Raw genomic sequence first — 17,436 nt, forward strand, 5'->3', positions numbered from 1 at the left:
GGCATGTCGGCGCGCCGGTTGGGGACCTGCCCATCTGCTGTCGGGCGCCTCGTCGGAGCAGGGTCGAACACGACACGGCAGGCAGTGATCGAAGGGATCGCCATGACAGACACGAGCGCGTTGCAGGACCGCTTCCGGATGAGCCTGCCGGAGACTCGCACCACCCTCGGCCGGGTGGATGCGTGGTGGCGGGCCGCCACCCACCTGGCGCACCGGCTTCCCGGGGGAAGTCGGCCAGCGGTGGCGGCCGCCACGCTCACCTACGCGCACCTGAATCGGATGATCGTGCGCCGTGACGAGCGGATCCGCTTCATCCTCGGAGTGACCGAGGCGGCGCCGGCCCTGGCCGCCGTCGCGCAGATGGAGGGGACGACGACCCCCGGCCGCCTGTGCAAGGCCGCGGCGGATTCCTGCGGTCACAACTTCACGCTGGCCCACGCGATCGGCGCGGTGCTCGGGGAGCCCGGCCTGACCGTCGCGGCGATGGTCGGAGAGGACGAGGCGGTGTCGGCCTGGCCGATCCGCGCGCTGCACGACCCGACCCGTGACGGTGCGGTGCTGCCGATCCTGTACCGGCCGACGATGGATCGCGACGAACTGCGCCGCGTGTTCCGGCCGCGGGGTTGGGAGCCGATCGAGATCGGTGAGGTGGGCTGCATCTCGCACGGCGCGCACTCGGCCGAACTGCACCGGTGCTTCGCCGCGGCGCTGTATGTGGCCCTCGACGAGATCGCCGCGCTCACGGCCGCCGCGGCGGCGGGCGACGCACAACCGCAGGCGCACTGGCCGATGCTGGTGTTGCGCCTGCCCGCCAGCTGGCCACCCGCCGCGGAATCCGATGAGGTCGCCGCGAACTGGTTTGACGCCGACGGCCGTCCGATCCCTGAGATCGCGCAGGCCGCGCCGTCCGGAGATCTGCGGATGAGCGCCGAATGGTGAGGTCAATGGCCTAGGCTCAGCACGTGATTCGTCTGCTGCTGCACGCCCTGGTGTTCCTCGGGTCGTCGACGATCGGGCTGCTGGTCGCGAACTGGCTGGTGCCCGGAGTGGAAGTGCACCTGTCCGGATTCCTGGTCGCGGTCCTGATCTTCGCGGTCGCACAGGCGATCCTGGCGCCGTTCTTCCTGAAGATGGCCAGCCGGTACGCGTCGGCGTTCCTGGGCGGCATCGGCCTGGTGTCCACGCTGGCGGCGCTGATCCTGGCGTCGGTCTTGACCGACGGGCTGACCATCCGGGGCATCGGATCCTGGGTCGCCGGCACCGTCGTGGTGTGGGTGGTGACGGCCATTGCGACGCTGCTGCTGCCGGCGTTGGTGCTCAAGAAGAAGAAGGCGTCCGCCGCCTAACCGTGCATCGTGAAGTCGGCGAAGTCGAAGCCCGGCACCACGACACAACTCACCAGCACGGGTTCGTTGCCCGCCGGTCGTGCCCGCTGCCACTGCCGCGGCGGCACCAGGACCTGCGGGCTCTCACCCGCCGCGAGGTCGCTTCCGAGCAGAATCTCTGTCGCACTGTCCTTTTCGGGCCCGATCTCGAGCACCAACGGCCCCCCGCGATGGAAGAACCAGAGTTCCGCGCTGCGCACCGTGTGCCAGGCTGACTGCTGCCCAGGCATCAGCAGGAACAGGATTGCGGTGCCCGCACTGCGCCCTCCGGTGTAGTCCGTGGGCAGCGCGGTCGGCGGGATGGTCAGATCGCTGCGCCATGTCTCCCGGTACCAACCCCCTTCGGGGTGGGGTCCCAGTCCGAGGTCCTGCGCCCAATCCGGGAGTTCAGTCATCGCCACAGCGTAGAGAAAACCGGTTGCCGCCGGGTCACAACCGCGGCTACCGTGGCCGGCGTGGATGACTCCAAGGCTCCGACCGCGCGCTGAGAGCCTCTTCAGGTTCAGCGCATTCCGTTCGCTGAAACGCCTGGAGGCAACATGTCCGTCATTCTCACTGAACTCGGCTTCACCTGGCCCGACGGGGCCGTCGCACTGCACGGGATCACCGGCACGTTCGGCCCTGGCGCCACGGGCCTCGTCGGTGACAACGGTTCGGGTAAGTCGACGCTGCTGCGTCTGATCGCCGGCGACCTCACCCCCACCTCGGGCAGCATCGGGATCGACGGCGACGTCGGATACCTGCACCAGAACCTGACATTGCACGTCGAGGACACCGCCGCCGACCTGCTCGGTATCTCGAAACTCCTTGCTGCGCTGCGGGCGATCGAGGCCGGACAGACCGCCGAGGTGCTGTTCGACACCGTGGGCGACGACTGGGACGTCGAAGCCCGGGCCCGTGCGCTGCTGGACGAGATCGGTGTGGGCTCAGTGACTCTGGACCGCCGGGTAGGGGAGATGTCGGGTGGGGAGGCGATGCTGGTCGCGCTTGCAGGAGTCCGGTTGCGGCGCACCGCGGTGACGCTGCTCGACGAGCCCACCAACAACCTCGACCGCGCGGCCCGCGCTGCGGTGTACGCGATGGTCGAGCGGTGGCCGGGCGTCGTGATCGTGGTCAGCCACGACACGACGCTGCTGGACCAGCTGTCGAACACCGCCGACATCCATGCCGGCCGGCTGACGGTGTTCGGCGGGCCGTACCAACAGTGGCGCGCGCACCTGCAGGCCGAGCAGGACGCGGCCGTGCAGGCCGCGCGCACCGCCGAACAGGCGGTCAAGGTGGAGAAGCGTCACAGGGTCGAAGCCGAGACCACACTGGCCCGCCGGCTTCGGACGGCGCAGCGCACCCGCGACAGCGTGCCGCGGATCGTCGCGAACATGCGCGCATCGGCGGCGCAGGTGTCGGCGGGCAGGCTGCGCAGCGGTCACGACGACCGGTTGCAGGCCGCCCGGCAGGCCGCCGACGACGCCTCGGCCCGGGTGCGGATCGACGAGCACATCCGGGTCGAACTGCCGGATCCGCAACTTCCCGCGGGCCGGCAGTTGGCCGCGGTCGAGGGCGGCGACGGCACGCTGTACGTCACGGGTCCCGAGCGCATCGCGCTCATCGGTCCCAACGGTGTCGGCAAGACGACGTTCCTCGAAGATCTCATGCGCTCGGACGCCCTGCGCACCGACCGGGTGGGCTTTCTGCCGCAGCGACTCGACGGGCTTGACGACGCGGCGACCGTTCTTGAGACGGTGTGGTCCGCGGCGCCCGACATCGATGCCGAGACCATCCGGGGCCAACTGGCCCGGTTCCTGCTGCGCGGTGACAGCGTGCACCGCACGGTGGGAGGGCTGTCTGGAGGGGAGCGGTTCCGGGTGGCGTTGGCCCGGCTGCTTTTGGCCGAACCGCCGTCGCAGCTGGTGATCCTCGACGAGCCGACCAACAATCTCGACGTCACCAGCGTCGATCAGTTGGTCGACGCGCTCACCGCCTACCGCGGCGCCCTGCTGGTGGTCAGCCACGACGACGCGTTCCTGGCGCGCCTCGGCATCGATCGACTCTGGGAGATGTCGGAGGCCGGGCGGATCCGTGAAACGGATAGGGTCGAACCATGATCCGTATCCGTCCCGGGTGGCTGGTGGCGCTGTGCGCGGGCGTGCTCGCCGTCAGTGTCTGGCTGCCGTGGCTCACGACGTCGGCCAACGGCGGCGGTCGTGTGAGCGCCATCGGCGGTGCCGTCGGCAGCCTGGACCTGCCGCCGAGGTTCGGGGTGGGGCAGCTGATCGTGCTGTTGACCTCGACCCTGGCGGTCGCGGCCGCGATGGCCGCGCGGGGGCTGTCCCAGAAGTGGGCGGCCGTTGTCGCCCTCGCGATTTCGGTGGCCGTGACGGCGTTGACGGTGCTCTACCACCACCTGTTCGTCGGGGGCGATGTGGTCGCCGGCTACGGGTTCTACATCGGTCTGTGCAGTGCCGTTGCCGCGGTGGGGTTTTCGGTCTGGACCCTGATCCAGGCCCTGTCGGCCGGGCGTCGACGGTGACGCGGTTCGTCGAACCGGTCCGCCTGCAGGGGCAGCGGTGGGTGTCGTTGGAGCCGCTGCTCACCGACCACGTCCCGGAGATCGCGACGGCCGCGGCCGACGGTGACAGCGGCAGCCTGTGGTTCACCGCGGCCCCCGGCGAGCGCACCGCCGACGCATGGGTGCAGCGCATGCTCGACCTGCAGGCCGACGGGCACGGCCTGACCTTCGTGGTGCGTCGGCTGTCGGACGGCGCTCTCGTAGGCTCGTCGAGCTATCTCAACGTCGACCCGCCCAACCGCAGGCTCGAGATCGGCGCCACGTGGTACTCGGGTTCGGCCCGCCGCACCGGGGTGAACGCCGAGACCAAGCTCCTGATGCTGCGGCACGCCTTCGAGCAGTTGGACTGTGTGGCAGTCGAATTCCGCACCCACTTCTTCAACCGGACCAGCCGCGCAGCCATCGAGCGACTCGGCGCCAAACAGGATGGCATCCTGCGCAGTCATCAACTGCTGGCCGACGGGTCGCGCCGCGACACCGTGGTGTATTCGATTCTGGACATCGAGTGGCCCGCGGCGCGCAACAACCTGCAGTTCCGCCTGGACCGCCACAGCGACTAGGTCGTGACGGTCTCGACCAGCACGTCGTCACCCGACAGCGCTTTCGCGCACTGATCGCAGGCCACCCGCGCGGTGAACCGCTCACCGCAGGCCCGGTGCGTCAGCACCACCGCGGGCCCCTCCGGTGCGTGGAACCAGTGCTGACCCCACTCCAGCGCCGTGACGAGCACGCCGAAGAACGCCCGGCCCTTATCCGTCAGCAGGTACTCGTCCGACCCCGACAGCACACCGTTGGCGACGAAGGCGCGCAGACGGGCCGAGACGGACGCCGGTGGTGCGCCCAATTGTCTTTGGAAGTCACCGAATCGGCTGGCCCCCAAAAAGGCTGCGATGAGGATGGCCGCCGACCACCGGTTCCCGAACACGCTCATGGTCTCCGGATACAGGCCCGGCGGTCCCGTCGCACCGCCCCTGCGGCGCGTGACGGTGATGGGCGTGGACCGCTCCCAGGAACCACTCGGTCCCCACCGCAACTTGACGTCGGTGTCGGTGCTGGGTGCGGTGCACGCGCCACACGTCAGCAGCGGCGTGAACAGCGCCCCGCACGTGTCGTGCCGCATGGCTGGCAACTGGGCGACGTGGTCGGGCACCCAGCGCCGCTCCCAGTCCCAGATCAGCAGCATCATGGGCCACAGGGCGCGCCCACGCGGCGTTAGCAGGTACTCGGTGCGCGGCGGATTCACCTGGTACTCACGCTGTTCGAGCATCGCCTCGCCGGTCAAGCCCCGCAGTCGCGTGGTCAGCACCGCGTTCGAGATCGGCAGCCTGGCCAGGTACTCGCCGAACCGCGTCGCGCCCAGCAGCGACTGCTGCACGATCAGCAGATTCCACTCGTCGCCGAGCAGTCCGAGCATGCGACTGACGGCGTTGGGCGCACCCGCCTCGAGTTCGGTGCGGACGTGGCCCAGCGTGCTCACTCACATACCGATCGCCGCGGCCGCGGAGTCGTCGGTGCGCCACCGGCGCAGTTCGCCGCCGGCCACCCACGTCGAATGCGTTCCGCTGGAGACCCGTTCGGGCAGCGCCAGCTTGCACACCGGACCGTCGGCCACGCGTGCGGCGTCGAACACCAGGCAGTAGGAGGCGTCGGTGTTCATGTCGGTGGTGATGGTGACCAGGTAGCCGTCGTCCTCGGCGGCCGAGCCGACTCGCGGCGCCATCGCGGTTTCGCTGCCGTACACGCCCTCACCGAACGAGAAACGTTCCTCGGCACCGGTTTTCAGGTCATGTCGCATCAGGCCGTCGAACAGGAACCAACCCGGCTTGCCGGTGGCGGCCCACGCGTAGCGGTAGTCGCGGCCGGTGTGGGCGCCGTTGATCATGCCGAACTCGCTGATCGAGTCGGTCAGTCGCTCCTCGCGGGTCTCGCCCGTGACCAGGTTGAATCGCCACCGGTGCAGTCGGGTCTGCAGACGGTCGAGCGCCAGGAACCGGAACATCTTCTGCCACTTGTCGTCGGTGTCGACGTCCACCGGGGCCGGATCGTCCTCGAAGAACCCGTCGAGCACGATCTCGTCGCCGTCCTCGTAGGCGTTGGTGAAGTGCAGCACGAACGTCGGGTCGGCCTCGAACCACTTGACGTCCCCCGCCCCGCCGCGGCGCGGCACCACGGCGAACCGCGACGGCATGTCGGGGTGGAAGCCCGGCAGGTGGATGTTGGCCTCCAACAGCTTGGGATCCCAGAACAGCGGGAAGTCGTTGAAGATGGCGTAGTTCTCGGTGAACGCCATGTCGTGCGGCAGGCGTGGGCCGGGCAGTTCGATGTCGGCGGTGTGCACCACGGTGTTGGTCTCGTCGACCACGCCGTAGCGCAGGTAGGGCGCCTGCTTGGAGTAGCTGAAGTACAGCAGTTCACCGGTGCGATCGTCGACCTTGGGGTGCGCCGACACGCCCCAGTCTGAGGGGAACCCGCCGTTCCATTCCTCCTTGCCCAGCGTCTCGGCTGTGTACGGGTTCAGCCGGTACAGGTCGCCGCACTGCCAGAAACTGGTGAGCGCGACGCCGCGGTGCACGACGACGTCGGTGCTGGAGGCATCCTTCATCAGAGTCCTTGCGCCCCAACCATAGTCGCGCTTGGCGGCCTGGATGGGCTCGGCAACGCCCGGCCACAGTGCGCCGCCGGCCTCGTTCTCTTCGAGGAACCCATCGGTGCGCACGAACCGGTTGCGGTAGAACGCCTTCCCGTCGCGGAAGCCCACCACGTGCAGCATCCCGTCACCGTCGAACGGGTGGTAGAAGGTCAGCGAAGGATGCAGGGGGTTCTCGGTGTTGCGCAGGTACACGCCGTCGAGGTCGCGGGGGATCTCACCCTCGAGCACCGTCAGATCGTCGGCCTGCCACTCGGTGTTCTGCGGTCGCCACGGCCCGGCGCGGTACGGGTGATCGTCGTCCTCGGGCAGTGTCGACAGAAGCTTGCCGATCACATCGGTGTTCATCTCAGTTCTCTCCTTGGGACACTACGAAACTCACGGTCGTGGCGGTGCTGCCGCCGATGTTCAGGGTCGCGAAACTGCTGGCGTCTTCGACTTGGTAGTCACCCGCCGTGCCGCTGACCTGGCGGCTCGCGTCCAGCAGCATGCGGATACCGGTCGCGCCCACGGGGTGTCCGCCGCCGATCAGTCCGCCGCTGGGGTTGATCGGCAGTCGTCCGCCGATCTCGATCTCGCCGCTCTCGATCGCCTTCCAGGATTCACCGGGTCCGGTCAGGCCGATGTGGTCGATCGCCAGGTACTCGCTGGGCGTGAAGCAGTCGTGCACCTCGAAGCCGCCGAGGTCGTCAAGGGTGACACGGGCGCGGGTCAGCGCGTCCTGCACCGCGTCGCGCACATGCGGAAGCACGTGGGGATCGTCGGCCGAGCGCGTGAGCTTCTGCTGAAGCCCAAGGCCGACGGTGCGATGCCCCCACCCTTCGATGCGGGCCATCGGACGGGCCGACGGGTGGTCGCGCAGCCAGGCGTCGGTGACAAGGACGATGCCGGCGCCGCCGTCGGTCATCTGGCTGCAGTCCAGGCGCCGGATCCGGCCCTCGGTGACGGGGTTGTTGACGTCATCGGCGGTGATCGGGTCGGGGACCACCCAGTCCCGCGTCTGAGCCAGCGGGTTATTGCGCGCATTGGCGAAGTTGAGCGTGGCGATCGCGCGCAGGTGCTGCTCATCGAGGCCATAGCGGCGGTCGTACTCGTCGGCGACCAGGCTGAACATGTACGGCCACATGTAGCTGCAGTCCTGGCCCTCGTGCCCGGTCCAGGCGGCCGCACCGAGATTCGCCGCGCCCACGTCGCCCGGCACGGTCTTCTCCAACTCGACGCCCACGACCAGAGCGATGCCGTAGTTGCCTGCCCGCAGATCGGCGATGGCTGCGAGGGTCGCGACGCTGCCCGAGGCGCAGGCGGCCTCGTGCCGGGTCGCGGGCAGGCCCCACAGGTCGTCGTGCACGGTGGCTGGCATCGCGCCGAGGTGGCCCTGGCTCGCGAACATCTCGCCGAACGCATTCGCGACGTGGATGACCTCGATGTCGGCGGCGTCCACTCGTGATCGCTGCAGCGTGTGCTCGACGATCTCGGAGGTCAGTCCGGCGAAGTCGACGCCTTCGCGACTGAGGTTTCTGGCGAAGTCGCTCTGGTACCCGCCGAGTACCCACACACCCGTCATGCGGTGCGACGGTACTACAACTAACAGAGTGACTCTAGGGGTGTGCCGGATCCCCCGGGGGTTCGGCCCCGCCGGCACTCGGTCTGAACCGGCGGAACCTGGTGGGTGCCCAGGTCGACCTGGACACCCACGTTCTGTCGGCATGCCCACTCGTATGAATGGCAAACGTCGATACCTGGGTTCGCGGTTTGTGTAAGAGTTCTGTGCTGTGGGGAGCGACTCGAGCGATGAACTGGCCGGCCGGATGGCGACGCTGGCCCGTGACCTGGCGGTGCCTCTCGGCGTCGACGAGGTGCTGTTGAACGTCACTAACACCGTGCTCGAGATGATCCCGGGTGCCGAGATCGCGGGCTGCCTGCTGTTCACCAAGGCCGGCAAGTACGAGACGCAGGCCGCCACGTCGGATCTGATGTACGAGTTGGACGCCCTGCAGGTGTCCTACGACGAGGGGCCCTGCGTCGAGGCCGCCGTCGATGAACTCATCGTCCGCACCGACGATTTCGCCGACGAGCAGCGTTGGCCCCGGTACTCCGCCGAGATGGTCAAGCGCGGTCTGCGCAGCGGTCTGTCGTTCAAGCTCTACACCAGCCAGCGCAACGCTGGTGCGCTGAACATCTTCAGTTCGCGACCGCATGCCTTCACCAGCGAGGACGAAGCGGTCGGCCAGGTGTTCGCGGCCCATGCCGCGGCCGCGATCATCGCCAGCAGGCAGGGCGAACAGCTTCAGTCGGCACTGAGCAGCCGAGATGTCATCGGTCAGGCCAAGGGCATCATCATGGAGCGGTTCAACGTCGACTCGGTGCGGGCGTTCGAGATGCTGCGGCAGTTGTCGCAGTCGGCCAACGTCAAGCTTGTCGAGATCGCGCAGCAGGTCATCGACACCAGGGCGAGCTGAGCCGTCACCGCTGACGCGTCTCCGGCACCGCCGTCACCGCCGACGCGTCTCCGGCACCGCCGAGATTGCCTTCAGGGCTGTGCTCCGTGGCGTTCCACGACCCTCACGGCAATCTCGCGGGCAATCTCGCGCGCAGATCTCAGAGCGCGTCGGTGATCTCGTTCTTCAACGCCTCGGCCTGCGTGCCGAACACGGCCTGCACGTTGTTGCCCACCTCGATGACGCCCGCAGCGCCCAGCGCCTTCAACCGGTCCTGATCCACCTTGGTGGGGTCGGCCACCTCCATCCGCAGGCGCGTGATGCAGGCGTCGACGTTGACCAGGTTCTCCCGCCCGCCAAAGGCCGCGATCACCTGCTCGGCCCTGCTGTCGGCGACCACCGCGGTCGCGGACTCGCCGCCGTCGCCGAGATTGGCCCGCTGCTGCGCCTCGAACTCGGCGTCGGGTTCACGGCCGGGGGTGCGCAGATTCCACCGCGTGATCGCGAACCGGAAGATCAGGTAATAGACGACGAAGAACACCGCGCCCATCGCGATCAGCAGGGGGATGTTCTTGGCGGCGGGCGCGGTGCCGTACAGCAGCAGGTCGATGAGTCCGGCGGAGAACGAGAAGCCGAGGTGGATGTCGAGCAGATACGCGATGGCAAGTGACAGTCCGGTCAGCAGAGCGTGAATCACGTAGAGCGGGAACGCCACGAACATGAACGCGAACTCGAGGGGTTCGGTCACGCCCGTCAGGAAGGCCGTCAGGGCGGCCGCCGACAGGATGCCGACCGCGAGCTTGCGCTGTCGCCGGTTGGCCACCTGGATCATCGCCAGCGCCGCGGCGGGCAGGCCGAACATCAGGATCGGGTAGAAGCCCGAGGTCAGCAGGCCTGCGGTCGGGTCACCGGAGGCGAATCGGGTGAGTTCGCCGGTGACCGCGGACCCGTCGGGTGCCTGGTAGTCGCCGTAGATGAACCACACGTACGAGTTGAGGATGTGGTGCAGGCCCATCGGGATCAGCATGCGGTTGGCGAAGCCGTAGACGAACGCGCCCAACGCGCCGGCCCCGCCGATGAAGGAACCCAATCCGGTGAGGAGCATGTCGAACAACGGGTAGCAGTAGCTCATCACGAACGCGATGAACAGCGACGCCAGGGACACCGCGATGGGCACGAACCTGCGGCCGCCGAAGAAGCCGAGGTAGGAGGGCAGTTCGATGGTGTGGTACCGGTCGAACAGCGCTGCGGTCACCAGGCCGATCACGATGCCGCCGAACACGCTGTAGTTGATCATCGCCTGATCGCCGGCCTTGTCGACCTCACCGGCCAGCACAATCGGGGACATGGTGGTGAAGACCGCTTCCATCACCAGGTAGCCGACGACGGCGGCCAGCGCCGTGGAACCGTCTGCCTTCCTTGCGAATCCGATGGCGACGCCGACGGCGAACAGCAGCGGAAGATTCGTGAACAGCGCGCCGCCGGCAGCGCTCATGGCGTCGAAGAACGGCCCGATGACGGGCGTGTCGATGCGGCCCAGCAGGTCGTCCTGCCCGAGGCGCAGCAGGATGCCCGCCGCGGGCAGCACTGCGATGGGCAGCATCAGGCTCTTGCCGAGCCTCTGCAGCACTGCGAAACCGGGAATGTGTAGACCCGATTTCTTCGACGCCCCTTGCGATTTGACGGTGTCGCTCATGTCGAGTGACCTTTCTTTCGCAGTCTTGCGCGCCAACCCTAGCCCGAGTGCATATCCTGAGGCAGGGGATCAGACAAAGGGGTGGCCCATGAGCAGGACGCCGGTGCTCGCCGCGGTCGCGGGGAAGGTGGTGGCGCTGCGTGACGTCGCCGATCCGGTGTTCTCCCAGGGCATGGTCGGGTACGGGGCCGCGATTGATCCGCCGCATGAGGTGGTCGACGCGGTCGCACCGGTCGGTGGGACGCTGCTCAAGCTGATGCCGCACGCCTACGTGATTCTCACCGGCGACGGAGTCGGGGTGCTGGTCCACCTGGGCCTGGACACCGTGCGTCTGGAGGGTGCGGGCTTCACCACGCACGCCACGCAGGGTGACACCGTCACCGCCGGGCAGGCCATCACCACCTACGACGTCCCGTCCGTCGCCGCCGCGGGTATGAATCCCGTTGTACCCGTTGTCATCATGGACGAGCGGGAGCCCACCAACATCGATGTCGCGGTCGGCGCGGGGGAATCGGTGACACCGCACCAGACCCTGTTCACCGCGGAGAGGTGAGGCGGCGGCCGTGGAGGTGGTGATCCTGCCGGACCCGGCCGCGATCGCGTCGCTCGCGGCAGACGCAGTGGGCGCACTGTTGGCCGGGCGCCCGACCGCGGTGCTCGGGCTCGCGACGGGGTCCTCGCCGGTGGCGATCTACGACGAGTTGGCGGCCCGGTATGCCGCGGGCACTCTCAGCTTCGCCGCGGCCCGCGCGTTCACGCTCGACGAGTACGTCGGGCTTCCGGCCGACCATCCCGAGACCTACCGAAACGTGATCGACGCGGTGTTCGTGTCGCGGGTGGATTTCGCGCCCGGTGCCGTGCAGGGGCCAGACGGTCTCGCCGCCGACATTCCCGCCGCGTGCGCGGCCTATGAGGCGGCGATCGCCGACGCCGGTGGCGTGGACCTGCAGATCCTGGGCATCGGAACCGACGGGCACATCGGATTCAACGAACCCGGTTCGTCGTTGGCCTCGCGTACCCGGATCAAGACGCTGGCGCGGCAGACCCGGATCGACAACGCCCGGTTCTTCGACGACGACATCGACGCCGTCCCCACGCACTGTCTGACGCAGGGCCTGGCGACGATCATGGACGCGCGGCACGTCGTGCTCGTGGCCATCGGAGAAAACAAGGCCGAGGCCGTGGAGCACCTTGTCGAGGGGCCGGTCAGCGCGAGATGGCCAGCGACCATCCTGCAGCACCATCGGCATGTGACGGTGCTGCTCGACGAGGATGCCGCGCACCGACTGCAGTTGGCCGACTACTACCGCGAGGCCTATCGCGGCAAGCCGAAGTGGCAGGGGATCTGACGTGTTGATCACCGCGGACGCCGTCGCGACAGGGTGGAAGTTGTTGCGGCCGGGATGGATTGAAGTCTCCGCCAACGGAACGGTGGCAGCCCTGGGTGAGGGGACAGCCCCAGGACCCGGCGGCGTCGACCTCGGTGCGGTGACGGTCGTGCCCGGCTTCGTCGACACCCACGTGCACGGTGGGGGAGGGGCGAGCTTCGCCGACGGCGGCGCTGAGGGTGGCCCCGCCGACACGGCGACGGCCGTGAGGTTTCACCGCAGGTATGGCACCACCACGCTGGTGGCGTCGCTGGTGTCGGCCGGTCCCGACGAAATGCTGCGCGGCGTGGCCGAACTCGCCGACGAAGCCCGTGCCGGGCTGATCGCAGGGGTGCACCTGGAGGGTCCGTGGCTGGCGGTGAAACGTTGTGGGGCGCATGATCCCGCCGTCCTGCGCGACCCTGACCCGGAAGAGGTGGCGCGCCTGCTGAAGGCGGGTGGGGGCACCGTTCGGATGGTGACGGTGGCTCCGGAACGCGACGGTGCCCTGGCGGCCATCGAGCGCATCGTCGACGCCGGCGCCGTGGCCGCGGTCGGGCACACCGAGGCCACCTACGACCAGACCCACGCCGCGATCAGCGCGGGCGTCACCGTGGGAACGCACCTGTTCAACGCGATGCGACCGATTCATCACCGCGAACCCGGGCCGATCATCGCGCTGGTCGAGGATCCGCGGGTCACCGTCGAACTCATCGCCGACGGCGTGCACGTCCTGCCGCCGTTGTACCGCCACATCTCCGACAGTGTGGGACCCAAACGGGTCACGCTGGTGACCGACGCGATGGCCGCGGCCGGCATGGCCGACGGCGCGTACCGATTGGGCCCGCTCGCGGTGGATGTTCGCGGCGGGGTGGCCCATGTGGCGGGTTCTCAGACGATCGCTGGCGGAACCGCCACCATGGACCAGCTGTTCCGCTTTGCGGTGACGCACTGCGGTCTGGCCGGCGACGAGGCCCTGCTCCTCGCGGTGCGCCAGACGTCGATCAATCCGGCGCGTGCGTTGGGGCTACCCGGTCATGGGTTGGTAGTCGGTGCTGACGCTGACCTGGTGGCGCTCGACGCCGACCTCAAGGTGGCGCGAGTGCTTCACCGCGGCAGATGGGTGACCTGACGGTCAGTGCCAGTGGCCGTGCTTCCAGTGGCCCTTGCCCTTACCGCGTGGGCCGTCGTCGTAGACGATCTGGACGCCGGGAACTTCGATGCATGCGCTGGCGTAGCCGTAAGGCCCGGTGACGCACAGGTCAGGATTTGCAGACGCTGGGGCGGGACCCGCGAGGGCAAAGCAAAGGGGTCCCGCTGCGATCATTGCTGTTCCCGTTGCACGGCGAATCAGCTTCTGCGAGTTCACAATAACCTCCGGCTCAAGTCCCCCGACTGAATCGGAAACAGTTCAAGTCCACCATACGTGACGGTGCCGACGACCACGAACCGAGTTTCGCGTGGGCGCGTCAAAGGTCAGAGCCGGTGCATCTCGCGGGCCATCGCGGCGTGCTCGAACACGCGGTCGCGCTGCACGGGGTAGTACCGCCGTTTCCGCTGCTGTCGGCGGTCCGGCGCCGACTTCCACATGGCCCTTTCGGCCGCTCGAATCTCGTCCCACCACCGGCGCAGCAGCCCTGGGAGGGCATGCGTCAGCAGTGCGGGCTTCCCAGTGAGTAGGATTTGGTTCATAATTAGGAAGTTACTACATACTATTTCTGAAGTAAAGACGAAGGGTTATTAAACTCATGGGCATGGCGAAGAGGTCGTATCAGCAGTACTGCGGCATCGCCGCGGCCCTTGACCTGCTCGGGGAGCGCTGGACGCTGCTGATCGTGCGTGACCTGCTGATTGGCCCGAAGCGGTTCACTGACCTGCTCGAGGGCCTCCCGGGCGTGGGTACAGGCCTGCTCAGTCAGCGCCTGCGTGAACTCGAGGAGTCCGGCGTGATCGAGAAGGCCGCACTCCCGCCGCCGGCGGCCTCGACGGTCTACCGCCTCACGCCTGACGGAGAGGGTCTTCGTCCCGCGATGCTGAGCCTGCTGCGCTGGGGATCCCGTCGACTGGGGGAACCGGACCCGGAGCAGCGCATCGACCTCGAGTCGCTGGCTCTGGGCTTCGCCGCGCATTTCGATCCGGACGCGGCCCACGGTGTCGAGGGCGACTACCAGCTGGTGGTCGACGGTCGGCCATTCGGTCTGCGAATCGCCAACCGGCACATCGATGTTCGCGCCGAGACTGTGGAACGTCCGCGTGCGGTTATCACGACGGATACGGCGACCTTGATGGCGATGAACAACCAGGCGCTCACGTTCGGCGAGGCGCTCGAGAAGAACCAGCTGACCGTGTCTGAGGAGGGCGCTGAGGCGGCCTGGCAGTTGATGCGCGCGTTGGCGTTCTGACCTGCGTTTTACGCGCTATCGGCAGATGTGACGCTTGGAGGCGGTCCAGGCCGCGGCGGCCTGCTCTTTGGTGAGCTTGAGGCCTGTGTTGGCGACATCGCTGGGCAACTTCTTCACGACATCGACGTCGTTGGTCGTCGCGCCGTTGGCGACGGCCTGGGCGCGCAGGCTGCACACCGACCGCGCCCACAACTCCAGCGTGGCGTGCCCTTTCTCCGGGATCCCCGCGGCGGTGAGGTCCGCGTAGAACGCGGTGCGATGCACGGGGGACTTAGTCGGTTCTGCGACGATGAACTGCGGTGGTGGCGAATCCATTGACGTCGGCGGTAATTCAATGACTTCGATGGATGAGCGATATGGGCTGCAACCGGCAATGAATAGTGTTGCGGCGGCCGCCAAGATCAACCTTGCGCGGAACATGAATCCCCCTTCCCCCTTGGGCCAGTTTAGTTTTGAGCCCGTCAATATGCTGGGGAACGGCAGTTCCGTGCGTTGACCGGTTCGGTCTGGCAGCACTCGATGGCGTCTCGCCGGAGAAGTGTGTTGTGCAGACTGGCGGCCACGCTCAAATCCCTCGCGCCGTGCCAGGGATCAGCCGAATCAACTGTCAAGCATCAGCTGAAACACTGTCGCCCATCAACCGAAGACGAAATGCCACGTACGCATCAACCGAAGTAATACAACCAAAAAGTGCCCCCGGCAGGATTCGAACCTGCGACACCGGCTTTAGGAGAGCCGTGCTCTATCCCCTGAGCTACGGGGGCGCGCTGGCACAGCGTACCGTCTGCCCGGCCGCCGATCCGAACGGGCACTGCAGGCGCTGGGGAGCCCGGACCGGCGTCAGCGCAGTTCGGCGATCACCTTCGCGAAGAACGCGTCGTCCTTGCTCTGGATCGAGAACGACGAGATGCCGTCCTCGGCGCGCAACTGGCGCAATCGGTCGGCCACGTCGCGCGGTGTCCCCGACAGCACGCCGGGCAGCGCCAGCAATCGCTCGTCGCTCAGCCCCGGAGCATATTGCCTGGTCATCGACAGATCCGGCATCCCGGAGTTGTCCGACGGCATCGCCGTGATCGCGAGGTCGAGCACCAGATCGGCGAACCGCTCCCCGGCGGCCGTGCGCACCAGGTCGATGCGGTCGGTGCCGGTCAGGCCCACGATGTCGGCATGCCGGGCGGCCACCGTCAGCACCTTGTCGCCGCTGCCGGCGATCAGCAGGCGGATGTCGGGGTGGTGCCGACACAGGTGCTCGGCGACGTGCTCGAGGTGCGCGACGCGTGCCCCGGCGCTGGGGAACGGGATCTCGGCGGCCTCGAACTCCTCGCGGACATAGCCCGCGCCCAGGCCGAGGTCGAGCCGACCGTCGCTGAGCGCGTGCACGCCGGCGGCGTCGCGGGCCAGCAGTGCGGGGGAGTAGAACGCCGCGTTCATCACGTACGTGCCGAGCCTGATGGACGACGTCGACTGCGCGACCGCGGCCAGCACCGGGAACGGCGCGGGCGCTCCCAGGTGATCGGGGATGTTCAGCACGTCGAACCCGAGATCCTCATAGCGCCAGGCGGTTTCCTGAAGCTGAGCGCGTGAGCGGGCTGAACGGATACCTACCGCGAAACGAAAGTCACTGGCCATCACGGCCGAATGCTACGCGGGGCCGAGGTTTGGCGATGCGGCAATTGGTGAACCCTGAGCCCATGAGCACAGGAGACAAGTTCAAGAACAAGATCGACGACGTTTCGGGTAAGGCCAAAGAGAAGCTGGGTCAGGCCAGCGGCGACCGCAGCACCGAGAACGAAGGCAAGCTCGACCAGGCCAAGGCCAACATCAAAGATGCTGGCGAGAAGGTGAAAGACGCCTTCAAGCACTGACGGTGTGCCCACTGTCGGGGTAGAGGAGGAGTTCCTGCTCGTCGACCCCGACAGTGGCCAACCGGTACCCCACAACACCGACGTCGCGCACGCTGCCAGCGAGCGCGGCGTCGATCTTCAGCTTGAGCTGACGACGTGCCAGGTCGAGACCGCCACCGGAGTGCTCACGGACCGCGACGACCTGCACGCTGAGATCACCCGGCTGCGCCACGCTGCCGCCCAGGCTGCGCGGCAGTGCGGTGCCCAACTCCTCGCGGTGGCGCTGCCACCGACGATCCCGCGCCACTTCCCGATCACCGACACCCCCAGGTACCACCAGATCGCGGACCGGTTCGGCATGATCGCCCACGAGCAGGGCATCAGCGGATGCCACGTGCACGTCGAGGTGCCCGACCGCGACGCCGCGGTGCGGGTCTGCATGTGGCTTCGGCCGTGGCTGCCGCTGCTGCTGGCGCTGTCGGCGAACTCGGCGATCTACCGGGAAGCCGACAGTGGTTACGCCAGTTGGCGCAGCATCCTGTGGCAGCGCTGGCCCAGCGCCGGGCCGCCGCCCGCCGCAAACTCCGCCGAGGAGTACGACGCGCTGGTCGCGCAGATGGAGGAGTCCGGGGCCATGCTCGACGACGGCATGGTCTATTGGGACGCCCGACCGTCGGCGAAGTTCCCGACCGTCGAGATCCGCGCCGCCGACGTCCCGGCGACCGCGGCCGAGACTGTGCTGCTCGCGATCCTGGCCCGAGCCTGCGTGATGACGGCTTGTGCGCACATCGAACAGGGCAGGCCGGCGCCAGAGATCTCCGAACACGTTCTGCGCGCGGCCTATTGGCGTTGCGCGCGCGACGGCCTGGAGGGCAGGACGCCGGCGATGCTGACCGCATTCGTCGAGGAACTGCGGCCGGCGTTGGAGCAGGCCGGTGACTTCGACTATGCGCAGGCGGAGCTGAAACGCATTGTGCAGGACGGCAACGGCGCGATGCGGCAGCGACGGGCGTGGCGGCGGCGTGGCGACATCCGCGATGTGCTGAAGGCCGCGGCGCAGGCCACACTCGCCTGATCCCGCCGGCGCGAAA

Annotated in this window: 20 protein-coding genes and 1 tRNA gene; 12 read left to right on the top strand and 9 right to left on the bottom strand. The window is 67.9% G+C overall.

The features are described from left to right. Window positions 1-102 precede the first annotated feature (102 nt). Together G6N34_RS02160 and G6N34_RS02165 are read left to right on the top strand one after the other, a co-directional pair. Entirely contained in the window at window positions 103-939 is an 837-nt protein-coding gene (locus G6N34_RS02160; RefSeq protein ID WP_163645293.1) for a phosphoketolase family protein, read from the top strand. A 23-nt stretch (window positions 940-962) separates the two neighbouring features. Next, window positions 963-1,346: a phage holin family protein gene (locus tag G6N34_RS02165; RefSeq protein ID WP_085155314.1), complete on the top strand. Its 384-nt coding sequence runs from the start codon at window positions 963-965 to the stop codon at window positions 1,344-1,346. On the opposite strand, the gene G6N34_RS02170 is transcribed toward G6N34_RS02165, so the two are convergent. Beyond that, window positions 1,343-1,780 carry a cupin domain-containing protein gene (locus G6N34_RS02170; RefSeq protein ID WP_085155312.1) on the bottom strand — a complete coding sequence of 146 codons (438 nt, stop codon included), beginning with the start codon at window positions 1,778-1,780 and terminating at the stop codon, window positions 1,343-1,345. The genes G6N34_RS02165 and G6N34_RS02170 overlap by 4 nt on opposite strands. Window positions 1,781-1,924: 144 nt before the next feature. On the opposite strand from G6N34_RS02170, the gene G6N34_RS02175 reads away from it, so the two are divergent. The 3 genes from G6N34_RS02175 to G6N34_RS02185 are packed head-to-tail and all read left to right on the top strand — an operon-like array spanning window position 1,925 to window position 4,511. Further along, window positions 1,925-3,487, top strand: a complete 1,563-nt coding sequence (locus G6N34_RS02175) for an ABC-F family ATP-binding cassette domain-containing protein (protein WP_085155310.1) — start codon at window positions 1,925-1,927, stop codon at window positions 3,485-3,487. After that, window positions 3,484-3,912, top strand: coding sequence for a hypothetical protein (locus tag G6N34_RS02180; protein ID WP_085155308.1), 429 nt, complete (start codon window positions 3,484-3,486; stop codon window positions 3,910-3,912). The genes G6N34_RS02175 and G6N34_RS02180 overlap by 4 nt, the downstream gene beginning before the upstream one ends. Beyond that, entirely contained in the window at window positions 3,909-4,511 is a 603-nt protein-coding gene (locus tag G6N34_RS02185) for a GNAT family N-acetyltransferase (protein WP_085155306.1), read from the top strand. Before G6N34_RS02180 ends, G6N34_RS02185 begins: the two co-directional genes overlap by 4 nt. Here the strand turns inward: G6N34_RS02185 and G6N34_RS02190 are convergent. The 3 genes from G6N34_RS02190 to G6N34_RS02200 all read right to left on the bottom strand — a co-directional run bounded on the left by G6N34_RS02190 (window position 4,508) and on the right by G6N34_RS02200 (window position 8,162). Continuing rightward, complete coding sequence (locus tag G6N34_RS02190; RefSeq protein ID WP_085155457.1) at window positions 4,508-5,365, bottom strand: winged helix-turn-helix transcriptional regulator; 858 nt, start codon at window positions 5,363-5,365, stop codon at window positions 4,508-4,510. The genes G6N34_RS02185 and G6N34_RS02190 overlap by 4 nt on opposite strands. Before the next feature lie 63 nt (window positions 5,366-5,428). Beyond that, entirely contained in the window at window positions 5,429-6,946 is a 1,518-nt protein-coding gene (locus G6N34_RS02195; RefSeq protein ID WP_085155305.1) for a carotenoid oxygenase family protein, read from the bottom strand. Between the two features lies 1 nt (window position 6,947). Then, window positions 6,948-8,162 carry an acetyl-CoA acetyltransferase gene (locus G6N34_RS02200; RefSeq protein ID WP_085155303.1) on the bottom strand — a complete coding sequence of 405 codons (1,215 nt, stop codon included), beginning with the start codon at window positions 8,160-8,162 and terminating at the stop codon, window positions 6,948-6,950. Window positions 8,163-8,370: 208 nt separating this feature from the next. Here G6N34_RS02200 and G6N34_RS02205 point away from each other — a divergent pair, with 208 nt between their 5' ends. Continuing rightward, a complete protein-coding gene (locus tag G6N34_RS02205) occupies window positions 8,371-9,057 on the top strand; it encodes a GAF and ANTAR domain-containing protein (RefSeq protein ID WP_407663201.1) in 687 nt (228 codons plus the stop codon). Between the two features lie 139 nt (window positions 9,058-9,196). On the opposite strand, the gene G6N34_RS02210 is transcribed toward G6N34_RS02205, so the two are convergent. Continuing rightward, window positions 9,197-10,732 (bottom strand): PTS transporter subunit EIIC, encoded by a 1,536-nt coding sequence (locus tag G6N34_RS02210; protein ID WP_085155301.1) that lies wholly within the window; start codon window positions 10,730-10,732, stop codon window positions 9,197-9,199. Between the two features lie 88 nt (window positions 10,733-10,820). Between G6N34_RS02210 and G6N34_RS02215 the strand changes: the two genes are divergently transcribed. The 3 genes from G6N34_RS02215 to nagA are packed head-to-tail and all read left to right on the top strand — an operon-like array spanning window position 10,821 to window position 13,231. Next, window positions 10,821-11,285 carry a PTS sugar transporter subunit IIA gene (locus G6N34_RS02215; protein WP_085155299.1) on the top strand — a complete coding sequence of 155 codons (465 nt, stop codon included), beginning with the start codon at window positions 10,821-10,823 and terminating at the stop codon, window positions 11,283-11,285. A gap of 10 nt (window positions 11,286-11,295) precedes the next feature. Beyond that, on the top strand, window positions 11,296-12,081 hold the full coding sequence (nagB, locus tag G6N34_RS02220) for a glucosamine-6-phosphate deaminase (protein WP_085155297.1): 786 nt from the start codon (window positions 11,296-11,298) through the stop codon (window positions 12,079-12,081). A gap of 1 nt (window position 12,082) precedes the next feature. Then, complete coding sequence (nagA, locus tag G6N34_RS02225) at window positions 12,083-13,231, top strand: N-acetylglucosamine-6-phosphate deacetylase (RefSeq protein WP_085155296.1); 1,149 nt, start codon at window positions 12,083-12,085, stop codon at window positions 13,229-13,231. A 344-nt stretch (window positions 13,232-13,575) separates the two neighbouring features. On the opposite strand, the gene G6N34_RS02230 is transcribed toward nagA, so the two are convergent. Next, window positions 13,576-13,791, bottom strand: coding sequence for a hypothetical protein (locus G6N34_RS02230; protein WP_085155293.1), 216 nt, complete (start codon window positions 13,789-13,791; stop codon window positions 13,576-13,578). 62 nt (window positions 13,792-13,853) lie between these two features. Here G6N34_RS02230 and G6N34_RS02235 point away from each other — a divergent pair, with 62 nt between their 5' ends. Continuing rightward, the gene (locus G6N34_RS02235) at window positions 13,854-14,501 is read left to right on the top strand and encodes a winged helix-turn-helix transcriptional regulator (RefSeq protein WP_163645295.1); all 648 of its coding nucleotides are present in this window, start codon (window positions 13,854-13,856) and stop codon (window positions 14,499-14,501) included. A 15-nt stretch (window positions 14,502-14,516) separates the two neighbouring features. On the opposite strand, the gene G6N34_RS02240 is transcribed toward G6N34_RS02235, so the two are convergent. The 3 genes from G6N34_RS02240 to G6N34_RS02250 form a co-directional block, all read right to left on the bottom strand. Next, window positions 14,517-14,816, bottom strand: a complete 300-nt coding sequence (locus tag G6N34_RS02240; protein ID WP_085155290.1) for a hypothetical protein — start codon at window positions 14,814-14,816, stop codon at window positions 14,517-14,519. Window positions 14,817-15,192: 376 nt separating this feature from the next. Continuing rightward, window positions 15,193-15,265 (bottom strand) — tRNA-Arg (locus G6N34_RS02245). A 76-nt stretch (window positions 15,266-15,341) separates the two neighbouring features. Continuing rightward, window positions 15,342-16,130: a TIGR03621 family F420-dependent LLM class oxidoreductase gene (locus G6N34_RS02250; RefSeq protein ID WP_085155288.1), complete on the bottom strand. Its 789-nt coding sequence runs from the start codon at window positions 16,128-16,130 to the stop codon at window positions 15,342-15,344. Window positions 16,131-16,192: 62 nt separating this feature from the next. Between G6N34_RS02250 and G6N34_RS02255 the strand changes: the two genes are divergently transcribed. Together G6N34_RS02255 and G6N34_RS02260 are read left to right on the top strand one after the other, a co-directional pair. After that, complete coding sequence (locus G6N34_RS02255) at window positions 16,193-16,366, top strand: CsbD family protein (protein WP_085155287.1); 174 nt, start codon at window positions 16,193-16,195, stop codon at window positions 16,364-16,366. Window positions 16,367-16,370: 4 nt separating this feature from the next. Further along, entirely contained in the window at window positions 16,371-17,420 is a 1,050-nt protein-coding gene (locus tag G6N34_RS02260) for a glutamate--cysteine ligase (protein ID WP_085155285.1), read from the top strand. Window positions 17,421-17,436: the final 16 nt, after the last annotated feature.

It is taken from the genome of Mycolicibacterium confluentis (assembly GCF_010729895.1).
Lineage (GTDB): Bacteria > Actinomycetota > Actinomycetes > Mycobacteriales > Mycobacteriaceae > Mycobacterium > Mycobacterium confluentis.